Source organism: Pseudomonas salicis (genome assembly GCF_057128705.1).
On record NZ_JBSKHU010000001.1, the window covers coordinates 440,632 to 456,785 of the forward strand.

The window sequence follows — 16,154 nt, forward strand, 5'->3', positions numbered from 1 at the left end:
ATGACAACGTACAACCTGGATGACGATTCGGTCGTGGTGATCATTGGCTCGGGCGCGGGCGGCGGGACGCTGGCCAACGAACTGTGCCAAAAGGGCGTGTCGGTGGTGTTGCTGGAAGCCGGGGCGCGGCAGTCCACGGGCACGTTCATCAACGACGAGTGGCCTTCTTTTTCGCAACTGTCCTGGGGTGACATGCGCACCACTTCAGGTTCATGGCGGGTGGCCAAGGACTTCCCCAATCTGCCCGCCTGGATCTGTAAAACCGTTGGCGGCACCACCACCCACTGGGCGGGCGCGAGCCTGCGTTTTCAGGAGCACGAATTCCGCGCACTGGACACCTACGGCCAGGTGCAGGGCGCCAATCTCTTGAACTGGCCCATCACTCTGGCCGAGATGGAACCGTATTACGCCCGCGCCGAGGACAAAATGGGCGTGACCCGCACCCATAACATCGAGGGATTGCCGGGTAACAACAACTTCAAGGTGCTGTACAACGGCGCGCAGAAGATGGGCTACAAGGAATGCTCCACAGGACACATGGCGATCAACAGCAAACCCCGTGGCGATCGGGCCGGGTGCCAGCAGCTGGGCTTCTGCTTCCAGGGCTGCAAGATGGGGGCGAAGTGGTCGACGCTGTACACCGAAATCCCCGCCGCTGAAGCCACGGGCAAGCTGGAACTGCGCACTCAATGCCATGTGGCGAAAATCGAGCACGACGACAAGGGCCGGGTCAACGCGGTGGTGTATTTCGACGGGCTCGGCAAGGAACAGCGGCAAAAGGCGCGGGTGGTGGCGGTCGCCGGTAACTCCATCGAAACCCCACGGTTATTGCTCAATTCGGCCAGCAGTCAGTTCCCTCACGGTCTGGCGAATGGCTCGGGGATGGTCGGCAAACATTACATGCGCCACACCACCGGTACTGTTTTCGCGTCGTTTCCCGAGGACGTGCACTTCTACCGCGGCACCATCATGGCCGGGATTGTCAGCGACGAGATTCACCACAAGCCGGATCGCGGCTTCGTCGGCGGTTATGAGATGGAAACGATCTCCCTTGGGCCATCGTTCCTCGCGGCGTTTTTCAATCCGGGGGCGTGGGGCCGGGATTTCACCGATGTGATGGAGCAGTACAGCAAGCTCGCAGGGATGTGGATCGTCGGCGAAGACATGCCTCAGGAAAGCAACCGGATTACCCTCAACGACAGCATCAAGGACAAGTACGGCCTGCCGGTGCCCAACGTGCATTACGACGATCACCCGAATGACCTGGCGATGCGCGAACACGCATTCAAGCAAGGTGAAGCGCTGTATTCATCGGTCGGCGCGGTGAAGACGTTCCGCGTTCCGCCGTACCCTTCGACCCACAACCTGGGCACCTGCCGCATGAGCGAAAAGCCGCAGGATGGGGTGTGCAACCAGCATGGGCAGAGCCATGAGATTCCGAACCTGTTTATTTCGGATGGCAGCCAGTTCACCACCAGTGCGGGGGAGAATCCGACGTTGACCATCGTGACGTTGGCGATTCGGCAGGCGGAGTTTATAGCGCAGGCGATGAATACGCGGGCGGTTTGACATGAACGGACGCCTCTCGGCCGGTAGGCCGAAGCGTTCAGTCGTAGCAGCACGGCTCGCCAGCGGTGGCGATTTCTCAGGCACCATCGCCAGCGAGCCGTGTGCGCTATGGCATCACCGAATCCCGAATGTCCGATCCAGCGACAGCGGCCCCGCGCCTTTGCCGATGATGATCAGCAGCAACCCAGCCCAGCTCAGGTGGGTAACCCACGCATCCGGGTAGACGAAGATTTCGATCACCAGCGTCATGCCTAACAAGGCGAATGCCGACAGTCGTGAGAACAGGCCAAGAATCAGCAACAGCGGAAACAGGTGCTCGGCATACGCCGACAAGTGCGCGGCAATTTCCGGAGGAATCAGCGGCAGTTTGTACTCACTGCGAAACAGTTCGTAGGTGCTGTCTGTAATGGTCAGAAACCCCTCGACTTTGGTTCGCCCCGACATCAGAAAAATGCCTGCGATGGCGACGCGCGCCACCAGCGACAACACCGAGTCGGTGATCATCAGCGAGAGGCGATCAGCGAAGCGATTCCAGCCGCCGCGCAGAGTTTGGGATTGCGAGGTGTCAGTGTGCAGCGTGTCCATGGCGTCCTCCAATGGATCAATGTGGGTCAGTGGCGGCGAAAACATCGGCGCTGACCAGTCGTGTCAGCAGTTCAAGAATGTCGAGCGAAGGTTGCAGGGCGCTGGCGTGTTCAGCGGCTTGCGCCAGCGTCTGTCCGGCGGCGCAGGCGTCCAGAAAACCACAGCCGCCCACGTCCAGCGATTGCCAGCCGACCGCGCCTTCGCTGCGCACCAGCAACGCGCCTTCACCTCGCCAGTCCAGTTGTTCCGGCATTGCCAGCCCCTCGCGGTTATGGCGCCAGATGCTGAAAACGGGTTGGTCCGCAAACCAGGTCCAACCCGCGGCCGCCCTGGGTTTCAGCAACAATGAAGCGAGCTGTTCCGGCGCAAGGCGGGCGATGTGATTCATGTCCAGACCGGGTTCGTCGAGGGCGGTGTGGCAGTGGGTCCAGAGCAAATCCAGTCGGGCGACATTGCCCAGATACGGTAAGTCGCGGGTGTGTTCGAATTGATCGAGAAACTCAGGGAATGCGCGGCCGTGATGGATCAATCGCGCATCCGAAGGGGGCGTTTGTTGCGCATGAATCGACGCTGCTGCCGTCAACCAGTCACTGCCCACGAGGCGCTCGACCGTGGGGAAGTTGGCGATCAGTGCATCGACCGCGCCTTTCATCACGGTGTTGCGGTAGACCGTGAAACCCGGTTGCTCCGTCACCCTCGACAGTGCTACGGCGTGGGGGTCATAGAGGGCTTCAACGAACGCGTCCTGGAACGCTTGCAGTTTCATGACACGGCCTCCAGCAGCGCTTGTGCCCGGTCCCGCTCCAGCAACAGTTCAGTGAACGATGGCAGATTATCGTCCCGCTCGATCAGCGTCGGGCGAGGGCCGATGCGCCGAATCAGCCGTTCATACAAGGCCCAGACCGGTTCGGCCACCGGCGCATCGTGAGAGTCGATCAGCAGCGCCGCGCCGCCGGGATCGACACTGTGTCCTGCCAGGTGAATTTCCAGAATGGCCTCACCGGGAAAGGCATCCACGTAGGCATTGGCGTCGTAGCCCATGTTGTGGGCACTCAGGAAAACATTGTTGATGTCCAGCAGCATGCCGCAGCCGGTGCGTTGGCTCAGTTCGGCAAGGAAGTCGATTTCGCTGAAGTCATGGCCGTCCAGCGCGAGGTAATGGCTGGGGTTTTCGATGGCCAGCCGCCGCCCGAGGAAAGCCTGGGTGCGGTGCACGTTGTCGGCGATGCGCTGCAAAGCTTCCTCGGTGCGAGGGAAGGGCAGCAGATCGGGGTGATACTGACCCCGCCAGGTGGACCAGGCGAGGTGCTCGGAAATAAGGGCTGGCTGAACGCGGTCGGCAAGGGCCTTGAGGCGTTTCAGGTGTTCGATGTCTGGCACGCAATCGGCTGCCAGCGACAGTGAAACACCGTGCAACGAAAGCGGGTGGCGACTGCCGATTGCTTCCAGCCATGCCAGGCGAGGGCCGCCGTCGATCATGTAGTTTTCCGGGTGGACTTCAAACCACAAACCGGTGGCCGCGCAGTCGTGTGCGGCCTCGTAGTGGTCGGCCTTGAGGCCCAGTCCCGCGCCCAGTGTAGAAGGGGTGTTCATGATCGACGTCTGCCCTTGCGATGGTTCAAGCGTTCAGCTTTTCAGGTCTGACGAATTACATCGGGGTCAGCGAACCGGTGCCGTGTGGGGTCTTGATGGAGGTGCATGTGCCAGCGGGTACGTTTTTCCAGGCGTTGGTCTGGTAGTCGGTTTTGGAGGTGCCTGCGCAGGTGGTACCGGCGCCAGCCTTGCAATCGTTTTTGCCAGCCATCGATACGCCGTAGCATTTTTCCATGGCAGGCGCGGAGCCTGTTTCAGCAGCGCTGACGCCAGTAGCGATGGAAGCGAAAGCCAGAGCGACAGCAGCGAGGGAAAGAGTTTTCATCAGGGGTATCTCCAGGTTTTTGAATGAGAGAATCGCGGCACCGGCATGACAGCCATGCTGTGCATCAGATTCGAGGGGTAGTTCGCTGGAGATTCGAAATCGGTTACGGCCCTCTGCAGATTTTTTTAAAAAAACTTCTGGTCACCTTGAAATCAGCCCACCACACCGTATTCGAGCAACAGGTTCGACAACCAGTCCATGAACACCCGACAGCGTTGCGGCAGGTGCCGCCGGTGGGCGTAGAGCAGCGAGACAGGCATCGGGGCGGGCAGGTAATCCGGCAGGACTTCCACCAATTCGCCGCGTTCGAACTGGTACTCGTGCGCCAGTCGCGGTACCTGCACGATGCCCAGCCCACCGAGGCATGCGGCTTCGTAGGCTTCGATGTAATTGACCGTGACGCTGCTGGGCATCGGCACGTGATGGTCCTTGCCGTCCCGGTGGTATTCGAACGTGGCCGTGCTGGCCCCGAACGCTGACACGTAGTTGATCAACTGATGCTGCTGCAGGTCGTCGAGGGTCTGGGGAATGCCGAACCGCTCGGCGTATTCGACGCTGACGCAATTAACCATCTGGAAGTGGCCGATCTTGCGCGCCACCAACGTGGTGTCAGGCAGCTCACCCACCCGCATCACGCAATCGAACCCTTCGCGTATCAGGTCGACGCGGCGGTCGGTGCTGCTGATCTCCAGTTCGATCAAGGGATGCCGATCAATGAATTCGCGAACCCGCGGCATGACCAGCCGACGAGCGACGGCGGTGGGCATGTCTACCCGCAAACGACCGCTGAGCACGGCGTTGTCCTGACGAAACAGGCCTTCCAGTTCGTCCATCTGTGCGAGCAAATCCTTGCTGCGTTCGTACAGCGCCTGGCCATCCGGTGTGGTCTGGACTTTGCGCGTGGTGCGCTGAAGCAGCCGGGTGTCGAGCAACTGTTCGAGGGCACGAATCTGTTCCGATACGCTGGAGCGCGGCAGCCCCAGTGCATCGCTGGCCAAAGTGAAACTGGACAGTTCCGCGACCCGGACGAAGGTCTTGAGCAGGTCGAGTTTGTTCATCGTGGGAGGCCTATTGTTCGTGGTGGTCGATCAGTCATGTCGATCAATGCGGGTTTATCTGGTGGTACGCCGAACAATACAGTGGTCGCCACTGACTGAATACAGCCAATTGAGGGCATTACCATGAGTCAAAAGATCGCGATCATCACCGGCGCCAGCCGCGGCCTGGGCAAAAGCGCAGCGCTGCATCTGGCTCGGGAAGGCGTGGCCATTATCGGCACTTATCACAGCCGTGAAGACGAGGCGCAGCGTGTAGTGGCTGAGATCGAAAGCCTCGGTGGCAAGGTCAAGATGCTGCAACTGGACGTGGGCGACAGCAGCCGTTTCGAGACGTTTGCCACGCAGGTGTCGGCGCTGCTGAGTGCTTATTTCAAGGCGGAGCGCTTTGATTTTCTGGTCAATAACGCGGGTATCGGCATGTACGCCAGCTGCGCGGAGACCACCGAGGCGCAGTTCGACCAGTTGATGAACGTGCATTTCAAGGGGCCGTTTTTCCTGACCCAGAAACTCTTGCCGCTGATCGCCGACGGTGGGCGGATCGTCAACATCTCATCCGGCCTGGCGCGGTTCTCACCGGTGGGCTACGCGGCGTATGCGTCGATGAAGGGCGGTATCGAAGTCTGGACCCGCTACCTGGCCAACGAACTGGGACCTCGGGGCATCACCGTGAACGCCTTGGCCCCTGGCGCCATCGAGACCGACTTCGGCGGCGGCACTGTGCGGGACAACGCTGATGTGAATGCGTGGGTCGCGTCCAACACCGCTTTGGGCCGCGTCGGTCTGCCGGACGACATCGGGGCGGCGATTTCGATGCTGCTGGGCGAGGGCGGTCGCTGGATCACCGCGCAGCGCATCGAGGCGTCGGGCGGAATGTTTGTCTGACGACAGGTCGCTCACCCGTTGATGTAATAGATGCACAACGACAGCGTCACCAGCGAACCCAGGGTTGAAATCAGGATTGTGCTGGAGACCACCGACGCTTCGCGTTTGTAGTATTCGGCCAGCATGAACGGCCCGGTGCCGGTGGGCAGGGCGCTGAGCAGCAGTGCCGAGTTCGCCCACAGCGGCGGCAGGTGGAAGACCTTGAACGCCAGGAACCATGTCAACAAGGGATGAGCGATCAGTTTGATCAACACCAACAGGCTCGTGCCATGGCGCGGGCCTTGTTGTTTTTGCGCCAGAAACAGGCCCAATGAAATCAGCGCACACGGGGTGGTCGCCGCGCCCAGCAGGCTGAGGAATTTGTCCAGCGGCCCCGGCAGCGGCATGCCCGTCCACGCCCAGCACGCCCCCAGAATCGGCGACACCACCAGCGGGTTTTTCGCCAGCGCACCCAACACCTTGAGCACGATCCGGTGCACGTGGGCTTCGCTTTGCAGGCCGATTTCGATGCACACCAACGTGATGCCGAACAGCACGCAGACCACGATCAACGACGCGATCAGCGCCGGTTCAAGGCCGCTCTGGCCCAGCACCATCACGCACAGCGGAATGCCGATGTAACCGGTGTTGGCGTAGGAAGCACTCAAGGCGTCGATGCTGGCGTCGGCAAAGTGGCCGGCTTTCTTGCGCCGTAACAGCAAGGTGACGACGAACATGACCATCGTCGAGAGGGTGAACACCAGCACGAATCCGGGGTGCCAGATTTGCTCCCACGTGGCGGTGGCCGTGGCGGTGAAAAGCAGGGCGGGAAGACACAGCCACACCACCATTCGGTTGATTTCCGAGGCGGCGGTCGGGCCGAGCCGGTTGGTGCGTCGGCACAGGTAACCGACCAGAATCAAGGCGAAGATCGGCAGCAAAACATTCAAAACGGAAGACATCGACTCTCGGCCCTGGCGTTTGAAAGAACCCTCAGAAGGGAGGCTTGAAACAAGCGGCAAAGATTAAAGTCGGAAATCGTTAGCGTCCAACCTTTCTCGCCCTCAGGACACATTTTTTCGGGATGACAGGCCTGATCTAGAGCGGCTGGCGCGGGGAGGGTGCCCGAGGGAGGTTCGAGCACCGGGGTGGGGCATTATTTCTTCATCGGTGCGATGTCGGTGATCTGGCCGTTGGTGGTCTGGACCTGCACGTATTTGTTGTTGATGCGCACCCACTGGCTCTGTTCGGCGGGGGCGTGGAGGCCTTTGGCTTTCCAGTCCTTGATGGCTTCGCCGGGACGCTGGAATTTCTCCGGCACGCGGTCGCCTTTTTCGAGGTCGCGAAGATTGTCCTTGGACGATTGAACGGTTTGCGCAGGGGCGTCTTCTGCCTGCACCGCGAAACTGGCGAGCGACACGCAGCCGAGGATCGTCAGGCCAGCGATAAACGATTTGCTGTTCATTCGAAGCTCCTTATCCAGCGCGTAATGCGCCGTCATAAGGTCCGACCGTAAGAGGCCTCGATCATTCAGTCGTTTTGCGCAGGGTGCCTGGTAAGCACGCTTGCCCACGGCGTCGGAAGGCTCCGGTATTCGGGCTGCCGAGACGCCGTAGGCAAACGATGTTCTAAAGCTTTAGTGCGTCAGTGCCTGATTTACGGCTTCAGTGAACGGCGTGGTTGGGCGACCGATCAACGCACTCAACTGACGGCTGTCATCGAACAAGGCACCTTTGGCAGCGGCCGCGTCGGAGTTGGCCAGCAGCTCGGCGACGAATTCGGGCAACCCGACGTTCAGCAAGGCGGCTTTGTAGTCGGCTTCCGGCAGATTGATGTATGCAACGGGTTTGTTCGCATGGCGAGTCACTTCGGCGGCCAGATCGGTCAGCGTGTAGGACGCATCACCGGCCAGTTCGTAGACCTTGCCCGCCTGATTGTCAGAAGAGGTCAGCACCGCAGCGGCCGCTGCGGCGTAATCGGCGCGGGCGGCGGAACTGATGCGGCCTTCACCGGCGCTGCCGAACAATTGGCCATGGGCGAGGGCGGGCGGGATGCTGGCGGTGTAGTTCTCGTGGTACCAGCCGTTGCGCAGCACCACAGACGGTACGCCCGAGGCCTTGAGGGCGGTTTCGGTGTCGCGGTGTTCGCCTGCCAGACCCAGCAGCGAGGTGTCCGCGTGCAGCACGCTGGTGTAGCCGAGCAATTTCACGCCCGCCCGTTTGGCGGCGTCGATCACGGCCTGATGCTGCGGCACGCGGGTGCCCACGGCGTCGGAGGAAATCAGCAGGACCTTTTCAGCGCCCTTGAACGCGCTGTCCAGCGTCTCGGGTTTCGTGTAGTCGCCGTGGCGGACCTGCACGCCTTTCGCGGCGAGGTCGGCGGCTTTTTCGAGATTGCGTGCGACAGCGACGATCTGCGAGGCGGGGACTGTTTTCAGCAGTTCGGCGATAACCAGATGGCCCAACTGACCCGATGCACCGGTAATGATGATCATGATGTGTTCCTCAGTGACGTTGAATGTGGGCTCAGCATAAAGGGCATGCTAACCTTTCGTAAGTACGTACAAAAAGGTAAGTGTCATGAACGATATTTCTGCGCCGTCCAGCGAAAACATTTCCTTGCTTGAGCGCATTCGTATGGGCCAAGTGTTAGCCCGGGATTGCCCGTCCCGGGAAATTCTCAATCACGTATGCAGCCGTTGGGGCGTGCTGGTATTGGTGGTGCTGCTGGACGGCATGCACCGGTTCAGTGAGCTGCGGCGCAAGATCGGCGGGGTCAGCGAGAAGATGCTCTCGCAAACATTGCAAAGTCTGGAGCAGGACGGCTTTGTGGACCGCAAGGCACTGCCCGTCGTGCCGCCTCACGTTGAATACACGCTGACCCCCATGGGCAATGAAGTGGCGTTGCAGGTCGACGGCCTGACCACGTGGATCGAGCAGAACCTGCCGCGCATTCTGGAAGCGCGGGAGGCTCGCGGGGTTGAAGTGGCCGAGCCGTTATAAAGTGGCGGCGAGGTCGATGGCGGCTTTGGTCGCGGTCTGGCGGGATTCGGCGTCTACGTCCGGACCCAGCAGGGTTTTCTCGATGACGATGTTGAATTGTTCGTCGATGCCGACCATTTCGCTCCAGGTGGTCATGTAGGCAATCTGGTGTTCGGCGCGGTCCAACGGCGCACCACGGGCGGCGATGACCACCACCTTGCGACCGCCGAGCAGGCCGTTCAACCCGCGTTCATCGAAGGTGAACAGCAGGTCTTTCTGGCTGACCACGTCGATCAAATGCTTGAGGGTGTAGGGGATGCCGAAATTCCACATCGGCACGCCGAACAGAATGATGTCGGCCTTGACGAAACGCTCGGCCAGTTCACTGATACGGGCCCAGGCGGCCGCCTGTTCAGGTGTGCGTTCGACGCCTTGAATGCCCGCGTATTTGGCGTCCAGCGTTGCGCCGTCGAAGGCGGGCAGTGGTTCATTCCACACGTCCAGCGTGTCCACCGTGGCAATGGTGTGCTGCGCCTGCCAGGCATCGATGAAAGCCTTGGCGACCTCGATCGTCGCGGAGCGTTGTTTGCGGGGCGAGCTTTCAATGTAGAGCAAGTGCGGCATGGTCGTGGCCTCTGCGTGATGGGAGCGTGAGCATCAGTGATAGCAGAAGACCGTGGGCAGGGTGAGTTGGTTTTTGCTGAAGGCAAAAATGCGCCACTCGCCCGCATCGGCAGAAACTGGAATCCAAAAAAAAGCCTGACCCCATCTCTGAGGTCGGGCATTTTTCGTTTGCTGCACAGCGTCGACACTTACTTCGGCGTTAACGCCTCACGCACGTCTTTCACCTCGGCACTGGACACCGATGGCGCGGCGTTGCCCCAGGTGTTGCGCACGTAGGTCAGGACGTCGGCGACGTTGTCGTCCGACAGGTTCCAGCCGAACGCAGGCATCGCCGGCGCGGTGGGTGCCGCGTCGGTGGCGCCTGCGCGGCTGCCTGCCAGCACAACGCGGATCAGCGACGAAGGGTCGTTGCTGTTGATCAGCGGGGCCATGGCCAGTTTCGGGAACAGGTGAGCAGCGCCTTCACCGTTCGGCGTGTGGCATGCCGAGCAGCGGTCAGCGTAGATCGCCTTGCCCGCGCCCATTGAGGCGTCGGTTGCCGCAACCGGTTTCGGCGCATCTACCGGCTTGGCGCCGTCTTTCAGGTAGACGGCAACGGCCATCAGGTCCTGATCGTTCCAGTGCTGCGACGAGTGCTCCACCTCTTCAGCCATCGGCCCGGAAGCGATGTCGAAGCGGTTGGCGCCGGTTTTCAGGTACTGAACGATGTCGTTTTCATTCCAGGCCTGCAGACCGTCGTGGCCGCTGGAGGTGATGTTCGGTGCCACCCAGTTCTGCAGGTTGGCGCCCGTCAGGAACTGATCGCCCTTGTCACCGCCGGTGATGTTCTTCGGCGTGTGGCACGTCCCGCAGTGGCCCAGGCCTTCGACCAGATACGCACCGCGGTTCCATTGCTCGGACTTCTGCGGATCGGCCTTGAATTCGCCTTCCTTGAAGTTGAGCAGGTTCCAACCGATCAGGCTGGTGCGCACGTTGAACGGGAAGGGCAGCTGGTTGGTTTCGACCTTGTTGTCCGACGCATCGACGGTTTTCAGGTAGGCGAAAATGGCCAGGTTGTCTTCACGCTTGACCTTGGTGTAGGCCGTGAACGGCATCGCGCCGTACAGGCGTTTGCCATCCAGACCGTGGCCCTTGGACATGGCGTTCTGGAAGTCGTCGAAACTCCAGCGACCGATGCCATTTACCGGGTCCGGCGTGATGTTGGCGCCGGCCAGTTTGCCGAACGGGGTGTCGAGCACCACGCCACCGGAGAACAGCGGCTTGCCCGGCAGGGTGTGGCACGCGGTGCAGTCGCCGACCGTGGCCAGGTAGCGGCCTTTTTGCACGAGATTGTAGGAATCCGCGCCGGTTTCGGCGTGAGCCAGGGAAACGGACAGTGCGATCAAGCCCGCACAGGCAGTCAGAAGCGTCTTCATACGCTGATCATCTCCCCTGGACGCTTTAGGTAGCGGGTGCGAATGGCATCCGCGGCTTTGAAGGCCAACGCGGCCACGGTGCCGGTCGGGTTGTAGCCAGGGTTTTGCGGGAAGGCCGACGAACCGACCACGAACAGGTTCGGCACGCCCCAGACTTGCAGGTATTTGTTGACCGAACTGTTCTTCGGATCGGCGCCCATGATGAAGCCGCCGACGATGTGCGACGACTGATAGGGCGAGCTGTTCCAGTGGCCGGTCTGTGCGCTGGGCACCATTTGACGCGGGTTCATGCTCTTGGCGATTTCCCCGACCTTGCCCGTGACGTAGGCCGCCATCTTGCGGTCGTTCTCCGGGAAGTCGAAAGTGATGCGCAGCAGCGGACGGCCCAGCGGGTCTTTGTAAGTCGGATCGAGGGACAGGTAGTTGGTGCGGGTCGCGTAACTGCTCGCTTCACAGCCGATGGACATGTTGGCGGCGTAGTTCTTGACCGTGGCTTTCTTCCATTCCGAACCCCACGCCGGAGTGCCGGGCGGGAGAGGGCGCGAGTCGATGGGCGCTGCGCCAATCGGGGTAACCCGGGTGCTGCCGCCGCCGACGAACCCCAGACCCGAGTGGTCGAAGTTGTCGTTGTTGAACTCGTCGATGCCCATGCCGATGGCGCCGCCGCCGATGAACGGGTTGAAGTTCTTGTCATCGAAGAACATCCGCACGCTGTTGGCGGTCTGGTAGGCGTAATTGCGGCCCGTGGTGCCGGTGTTGGTGACCGGGTCGTACGGTTGACCGACGCCGGACAGCAGCATCAGGCGCACGTTTTCGAAGATGAATGCGCTGATCACCACCAGTTCGGCGGGCTGTTCCCACTCGTCACCGTTGGCGTCCATGTAGACGATGCCGGTTGCGCGTTTGCCGCTGCTGTCCAGGGTCACGCGCAGGACTTCGCAGTTGGTCATCGCGGTGAAGTTTGGCTTGCGGATCAGCACCGGCAATACGGTGGTAATGGCGCTGGCCTTGGAATAGTTGGCGCAGCCGTAGTTGGTGCAGAACCCGCAATAGGTGCACGGGCCCATCGCCACGCCGAGGGCGTTGACGTAAGGCTTCGACACCAGCGCCGAAGGCACCGGGAAGGGTTTGTAACCGAGGTTTTTCGCGGCTTCGGCAAACAGCGTCGGCGCGTAGGTCTGCTCGGTCGGCGGGTTCGGGTATTCCTCGGAACGCGCGCCTTCGAAGGTGTTGCCGCCTTCCTGGATCACGCCCTTGATGTTGCCGGCCTTGCCCGAAACGCCCGCGAGGCGATCGAACTTGGTGTAGAACGGCTCCATTTCGTCCCAGTCGGTGCCCCAGTCTTGCAGGGTCAGCTCCGGCGACAGCTCTTTGCCGTAACGCTCGGTCAGGTAGCTGTGCAGACGGAACTCATGGGGCTGGAAGCGAAAGGTGATGCCCGCCCAGTGGTTGCCTGCGCCGCCCGTGCCGTTACCGGGGTGGAACGATCCCCAACTGCGCATCGGCAGCGCGGTTTCAGTGACGTTGTTGCGAATCGTCGTGGTGTTCTGGCGCGTGCGCAGCATCAGGTCCTGACGACGGTTGTAACGCAGTTCGTCAGCGGCGGACGCGATGTTGAAGTCGGCGGCGGTGTCGCGCCACGGGCCACGTTCGAAACCGATGATGTTCAGCCCCTCATCCGCCAGTTCGTTGGCGATGATGGACCCGGCCCAGCCGAGTCCGACAACCACGACGTCCGTGGAAGGTAGTTTTTTGGCCATGTCGAATTAACCCTTCTTGGTCCAGGCGGTGCTACCGGAAATGGAAAGCGGCACCAGGTTCAGCTTCTGGTTGTGCTGAGCGATGTAGGGGCGGTAGTCGTACCGGGCACCGGGAAAACCGATCATTTTCCAGGAGACCATGTCGCGGTTGCCGCCGTAGACCGGGTCGGCGAAGAAGCCTTCCATGGTGTTGCCCAGCACTTGCTGGAAGAACAGCTTGGCGTCGATGCCGTCGAGGACGACCTCACCCTTTTCCAGGCCCGTCAGCACTTTGTCCTGCACCTCGGGGGCGAGGGCGGCGAAGCTTTTCTGGAACTGTTTCTGGCAATAACCTTCAAGGCCAGCCAGGCCCAGACGGTAGCGGTCGCGGGGCACGAGTTCGGACTGGTCACCCTGCATCGGGGTGCCTTTCTCGAACGGGCCTTGCATGTACAGACGGCTGAAGGTGCCGTATTCACCGGCGAGCTGGCGGTCGATGAACACCGCGCAACCGGCGTCCTTGCCACTCACGCTCAACTCGTCCGCCGGGATCAGGCGCGCCACGATGGCTTCCACCGCGCTGGCTTCGGCGGCGCTGAAGAACTGCCAGCCAGGGGTGTCGTAATGCATCGGACCGTTGTGGTCGAAGGGGACCCACTCCGGCACACCGACAACGGTGGCCGCCTTGGCCGTGGCAGCAGCGCCCACGGCCAGCGTCGTTGCCGAGGACTTCAGCAACTGGCGGCGGGTGAGGCCCTTGGGTTTTTCTGTCATGCAAGGCTCCTGAGAACGCACCTTCGCGGGCCATCGCGAGGAGGGTCCGGTCGGGGGGCGTCGTACGTATTCACGGTTGGGTTCGGCGAGTTGTTTTAGTGCCGAGGATCACTGCTTCGGTGGGTGTGACATTGGGTCTCTGGCAGCCCGGCGGGCGAAAGGCGCACGCTGAGCAGGGAATCGCCATGACCGCCGGTCATCTTTTCCACGCGAAGCGCAATCATAGATGTGTTACCGGCTGTTGCATCCTGTGAATTCTGCAAATGACTGTTGCTGATATTGCAACAGTAAGTTTTTTATCTTGGTGTGCGGCGTTTCCCCGCAAACCACCGCACAAATGTTCAAGAACGCTGTAACCGTTGTGCTAGGAGGGTTTCGTCTCCCCACCCTCAATACGCAAAAAAAGCCGCGAATTCTGATCCGTTTTTTATCGGAGTGACTGATCCGGGAGTGGGTCGAGCATTGATGAGCATTGCGTAACAAAATTATTCTTTTTTAACACCTCGCCATGCGAAAACGGCCTGACACCTCACCGATGCTCCTCCGCGCTTTCTGCGAAGATGACAGGATTTTCATGAAGAACGGCCCATGACGCCGGACGCTTCTTGGTATCGTGCACGCCATTTGCGTCCAGCGAACCGCCAATGGACGCTGTGTTCACCGTTCATCTTTTCACCGAGTAGCTGTAGAAATGCCCGATCCAATCCCCTTGAAGGACCATGAAAAGGAGACCCGGCTGGTCAACAAGCGGTTGATCGCCTGTGCGCTTTTCGTCGTCATCCTCAGCGTTGCCCTGGTTTGCCGGATGTACTTCCTGCAAGTCACCCAGTTCGCTTATCACTCGACGATTTCCGAAAACAACCGCGTTCACGTATTGCCAATCCCGCCGGAACGCGGGCTGATCTACGACCGAAATGGGGTGATCCTCGCCGATAACCGGCCCAGCTTTAACCTGACCATGACCCGCGAGCGGGCGGGGGATTGGCATGCGGTCATCGACGAGTTGATGCAGATCCTCAACCTGCCCGACGAAGACCGGATCATTTTCGACAAGGCGATGAAAAACTCGCCCCATCGCTTCGTGCCGGTCACCCTGCTCTATGAGCTGACCGAAGAGCAGATCGCCCTGCTGGCGGTGAACCAGTTCCGTCTGCCGGGGCTGGACGTCGAGGCGCAGTTCGTTCGTCATTACCCGTTGGCCGAACATTTCGCCCATTCCATCGGCTACGTCGGTCGTATCAACGAAAAAGAAGCAACGCAGCTGGACCAGGTCGAGTACCGGGGCACCCAGTCCATCGGCAAGACCGGCGTCGAGCGCTTCTATGAAAACGAGCTGCACGGTCACGTCGGCTACGAAGAAGTGGAAACCAACGCTCAGGGCCGCGTATTGCGGGTGCTCAACCACCACGACCCGGTCGCGGGGAAAAGCATCACCCTGAGCCTGGACATCAAGCTGCAAGAAGCCGCCGAAGAAGCGCTGGGGGATCGTCGCGGTTCCGTCGTGGCCATCGACCCGGCGACCGGTGAGGTGCTGGCGATGGTCAGCAAGCCGAGTTTCGACCCGAACCTGTTCGTCACCGGCATCAGCTTCAAGGAATATTCGGCGCTGCGTGATTCGGTGGACCGGCCGCTGTTCAACCGCGTGCTGCGCGGCCTGTACGCACCGGGTTCGACCATCAAGCCTGAGGTGGCGATTGCCGGGCTCGACAGCGGCATCATCACGCCGTCCACCCGCGTGTTCGATCCGGGCTATTTCCAGCTGCCGGACTTCGACCACAAATACCGCAACTGGAACCACAGCGGCGACGGCTGGGTGGATTTGTACGCAGCGATCATGCGTTCCAACGACACCTATTTCTATGACTTGGCCCACAAGCTGGGGATCGACCGAATGCACGATTATCTGACGATGTTTGGCATCGGTCAGAAGGTCTCGCTGGACATGTTCGAAGAGTCGGCGGGCCTGATGCCGTCCAAGGAATGGAAGCGCATCACCCGTCGTCAGGCGTGGTTCCCTGGCGAGACCGTGATCCTCGGCATCGGCCAAGGCTACATGCAGGTCACACCGTTGCAACTGGCCCAGGCCACGACGTTGATCGCCAACAAAGGCGTGTGGAACCGTCCGCATCTGGCCAAGGAAATCGGCGGCGTGCCACCGGTGGACGAGCACCCGATGCCGAACATCGTGCTGCGCGATGCCCGCGAGTGGGATCAGGTCAACAACGGCATGCAGGCGGTGATGCACGACCCAAGGGGCATCGCCCGTGCGGCGGCCCAAGGCGCGCAATACCGGATCGCCGGGAAAAGCGGCACGGCCCAGGTGGTGGCGATCAAACAGGGCGAGCGCTACAACCGCGACAAAACGCTGGAACGCCATCGCGATAACGCCTTGTTCGTCGGCTTTGCGCCCGCCGCCAACCCGAAAATCGCGGTGGCGGTGATGATCGAAAACGGCGAAGCGGGTGGACGAGTGGCAGGCCCGGTGGTGCGGCAGATTCTTGATGCGTGGCTGCTGGATTCGGACGGTCATCTCAAACAGCAATACGCCACGCCCGCGACGCCGCCGGTCAACCCGAAACAGCAAATCGCTGCGCCGAGCAAGGCGGTGGTGCAGCCGCCGGTGTGACGCA

At 60.9% G+C, this 16,154-nt stretch carries 16 protein-coding genes; 4 read left to right on the plus strand and 12 right to left on the minus strand.

From position 1 onward, the window contains the following. Positions 1-1,569, plus strand: a complete 1,569-nt coding sequence (locus tag ACWKWE_RS02050) for a GMC family oxidoreductase (protein WP_166598102.1) — start codon at positions 1-3, stop codon at positions 1,567-1,569. A gap of 114 nt (positions 1,570-1,683) precedes the next feature. Here ACWKWE_RS02050 and ACWKWE_RS02055 read toward each other — a convergent pair whose 3' ends face one another. The 5 genes from ACWKWE_RS02055 to ACWKWE_RS02075 form a co-directional block, all read right to left on the minus strand. Continuing rightward, complete coding sequence (locus ACWKWE_RS02055; protein ID WP_166598103.1) at positions 1,684-2,154, minus strand: DoxX family protein; 471 nt, start codon at positions 2,152-2,154, stop codon at positions 1,684-1,686. Positions 2,155-2,170: 16 nt separating this feature from the next. After that, on the minus strand, positions 2,171-2,920 hold the full coding sequence (locus ACWKWE_RS02060) for an HvfC/BufC family peptide modification chaperone (protein ID WP_483849456.1): 750 nt from the start codon (positions 2,918-2,920) through the stop codon (positions 2,171-2,173). Continuing rightward, positions 2,917-3,747 carry an MNIO family bufferin maturase gene (bufB, locus tag ACWKWE_RS02065; protein ID WP_483849457.1) on the minus strand — a complete coding sequence of 277 codons (831 nt, stop codon included), beginning with the start codon at positions 3,745-3,747 and terminating at the stop codon, positions 2,917-2,919. Before bufB ends, ACWKWE_RS02060 begins: the two co-directional genes overlap by 4 nt. Before the next feature lie 55 nt (positions 3,748-3,802). Beyond that, positions 3,803-4,072, minus strand: coding sequence for a BufA1 family periplasmic bufferin-type metallophore (locus ACWKWE_RS02070; protein ID WP_166598106.1), 270 nt, complete (start codon positions 4,070-4,072; stop codon positions 3,803-3,805). 152 nt (positions 4,073-4,224) lie between these two features. Further along, a complete protein-coding gene (locus ACWKWE_RS02075; RefSeq protein ID WP_166598107.1) occupies positions 4,225-5,130 on the minus strand; it encodes a LysR family transcriptional regulator in 906 nt (301 codons plus the stop codon). A 123-nt stretch (positions 5,131-5,253) separates the two neighbouring features. Between ACWKWE_RS02075 and ACWKWE_RS02080 the strand changes: the two genes are divergently transcribed. Continuing rightward, positions 5,254-6,012, plus strand: coding sequence for an SDR family NAD(P)-dependent oxidoreductase (locus tag ACWKWE_RS02080; RefSeq protein ID WP_483849458.1), 759 nt, complete (start codon positions 5,254-5,256; stop codon positions 6,010-6,012). 11 nt (positions 6,013-6,023) lie between these two features. On the opposite strand, the gene ACWKWE_RS02085 is transcribed toward ACWKWE_RS02080, so the two are convergent. The 3 genes from ACWKWE_RS02085 to ACWKWE_RS02095 form a co-directional block, all read right to left on the minus strand. Then, positions 6,024-6,953: an AEC family transporter gene (locus ACWKWE_RS02085; RefSeq protein WP_166598109.1), complete on the minus strand. Its 930-nt coding sequence runs from the start codon at positions 6,951-6,953 to the stop codon at positions 6,024-6,026. Between the two features lie 194 nt (positions 6,954-7,147). Next, positions 7,148-7,456, minus strand: a complete 309-nt coding sequence (locus ACWKWE_RS02090) for an RcnB family protein (protein WP_401146862.1) — start codon at positions 7,454-7,456, stop codon at positions 7,148-7,150. Between the two features lie 171 nt (positions 7,457-7,627). Beyond that, positions 7,628-8,485, minus strand: a complete 858-nt coding sequence (locus tag ACWKWE_RS02095; RefSeq protein WP_483849459.1) for an SDR family oxidoreductase — start codon at positions 8,483-8,485, stop codon at positions 7,628-7,630. Between the two features lie 85 nt (positions 8,486-8,570). Between ACWKWE_RS02095 and ACWKWE_RS02100 the strand changes: the two genes are divergently transcribed. After that, entirely contained in the window at positions 8,571-8,993 is a 423-nt protein-coding gene (locus ACWKWE_RS02100; protein ID WP_483849460.1) for a winged helix-turn-helix transcriptional regulator, read from the plus strand. On the opposite strand, the gene ACWKWE_RS02105 is transcribed toward ACWKWE_RS02100, so the two are convergent. The 4 genes from ACWKWE_RS02105 to ACWKWE_RS02120 form a co-directional block, all read right to left on the minus strand. Further along, positions 8,988-9,596 carry an FMN-dependent NADH-azoreductase gene (locus ACWKWE_RS02105; protein ID WP_483849461.1) on the minus strand — a complete coding sequence of 203 codons (609 nt, stop codon included), beginning with the start codon at positions 9,594-9,596 and terminating at the stop codon, positions 8,988-8,990. The two genes, ACWKWE_RS02100 and ACWKWE_RS02105, sit on opposite strands and share 6 nt — an antisense overlap. Before the next feature lie 188 nt (positions 9,597-9,784). After that, positions 9,785-11,011, minus strand: a complete 1,227-nt coding sequence (locus ACWKWE_RS02110; RefSeq protein ID WP_483849462.1) for a c-type cytochrome — start codon at positions 11,009-11,011, stop codon at positions 9,785-9,787. Continuing rightward, entirely contained in the window at positions 11,008-12,771 is a 1,764-nt protein-coding gene (locus ACWKWE_RS02115; RefSeq protein WP_483849463.1) for a GMC family oxidoreductase, read from the minus strand. Before ACWKWE_RS02115 ends, ACWKWE_RS02110 begins: the two co-directional genes overlap by 4 nt. Positions 12,772-12,777: 6 nt before the next feature. Continuing rightward, positions 12,778-13,524, minus strand: coding sequence for a gluconate 2-dehydrogenase subunit 3 family protein (locus ACWKWE_RS02120; protein WP_483849464.1), 747 nt, complete (start codon positions 13,522-13,524; stop codon positions 12,778-12,780). A 691-nt stretch (positions 13,525-14,215) separates the two neighbouring features. Between ACWKWE_RS02120 and mrdA the strand changes: the two genes are divergently transcribed. Continuing rightward, positions 14,216-16,150 (plus strand): penicillin-binding protein 2, encoded by a 1,935-nt coding sequence (gene mrdA, locus ACWKWE_RS02125; protein WP_166597763.1) that lies wholly within the window; start codon positions 14,216-14,218, stop codon positions 16,148-16,150. Positions 16,151-16,154: the final 4 nt, after the last annotated feature.

Excerpts from the sequence above, each read along its gene's own strand:
- ACWKWE_RS02050 (WP_166598102.1), top strand. The coding sequence starts at position 1 with ATGACAACGTACAACCTGGATGACGATTCGGTCGTGGTGATCATTGGC.
- ACWKWE_RS02055 (WP_166598103.1), bottom strand. The coding sequence starts at position 2,154 with ATGGACACGCTGCACACTGACACCTCGCAATCCCAAACTCTGCGCGGC.
- ACWKWE_RS02060 (WP_483849456.1), bottom strand. The coding sequence starts at position 2,920 with ATGAAACTGCAAGCGTTCCAGGACGCGTTCGTTGAAGCCCTCTATGAC.
- bufB (WP_483849457.1), bottom strand. The coding sequence starts at position 3,747 with ATGAACACCCCTTCTACACTGGGCGCGGGACTGGGCCTCAAGGCCGAC.
- ACWKWE_RS02070 (WP_166598106.1), bottom strand. The coding sequence starts at position 4,072 with ATGAAAACTCTTTCCCTCGCTGCTGTCGCTCTGGCTTTCGCTTCCATC.
- ACWKWE_RS02075 (WP_166598107.1), bottom strand. The coding sequence starts at position 5,130 with ATGAACAAACTCGACCTGCTCAAGACCTTCGTCCGGGTCGCGGAACTG.
- ACWKWE_RS02080 (WP_483849458.1), top strand. The coding sequence starts at position 5,254 with ATGAGTCAAAAGATCGCGATCATCACCGGCGCCAGCCGCGGCCTGGGC.
- ACWKWE_RS02085 (WP_166598109.1), bottom strand. The coding sequence starts at position 6,953 with ATGTCTTCCGTTTTGAATGTTTTGCTGCCGATCTTCGCCTTGATTCTG.
- ACWKWE_RS02090 (WP_401146862.1), bottom strand. The coding sequence starts at position 7,456 with ATGAACAGCAAATCGTTTATCGCTGGCCTGACGATCCTCGGCTGCGTG.
- ACWKWE_RS02095 (WP_483849459.1), bottom strand. The coding sequence starts at position 8,485 with ATGATCATCATTACCGGTGCATCGGGTCAGTTGGGCCATCTGGTTATC.
- ACWKWE_RS02100 (WP_483849460.1), top strand. The coding sequence starts at position 8,571 with ATGAACGATATTTCTGCGCCGTCCAGCGAAAACATTTCCTTGCTTGAG.
- ACWKWE_RS02105 (WP_483849461.1), bottom strand. The coding sequence starts at position 9,596 with ATGCCGCACTTGCTCTACATTGAAAGCTCGCCCCGCAAACAACGCTCC.
- ACWKWE_RS02110 (WP_483849462.1), bottom strand. The coding sequence starts at position 11,011 with ATGAAGACGCTTCTGACTGCCTGTGCGGGCTTGATCGCACTGTCCGTT.
- ACWKWE_RS02115 (WP_483849463.1), bottom strand. The coding sequence starts at position 12,771 with ATGGCCAAAAAACTACCTTCCACGGACGTCGTGGTTGTCGGACTCGGC.
- ACWKWE_RS02120 (WP_483849464.1), bottom strand. The coding sequence starts at position 13,524 with ATGACAGAAAAACCCAAGGGCCTCACCCGCCGCCAGTTGCTGAAGTCC.
- mrdA (WP_166597763.1), top strand. The coding sequence starts at position 14,216 with ATGCCCGATCCAATCCCCTTGAAGGACCATGAAAAGGAGACCCGGCTG.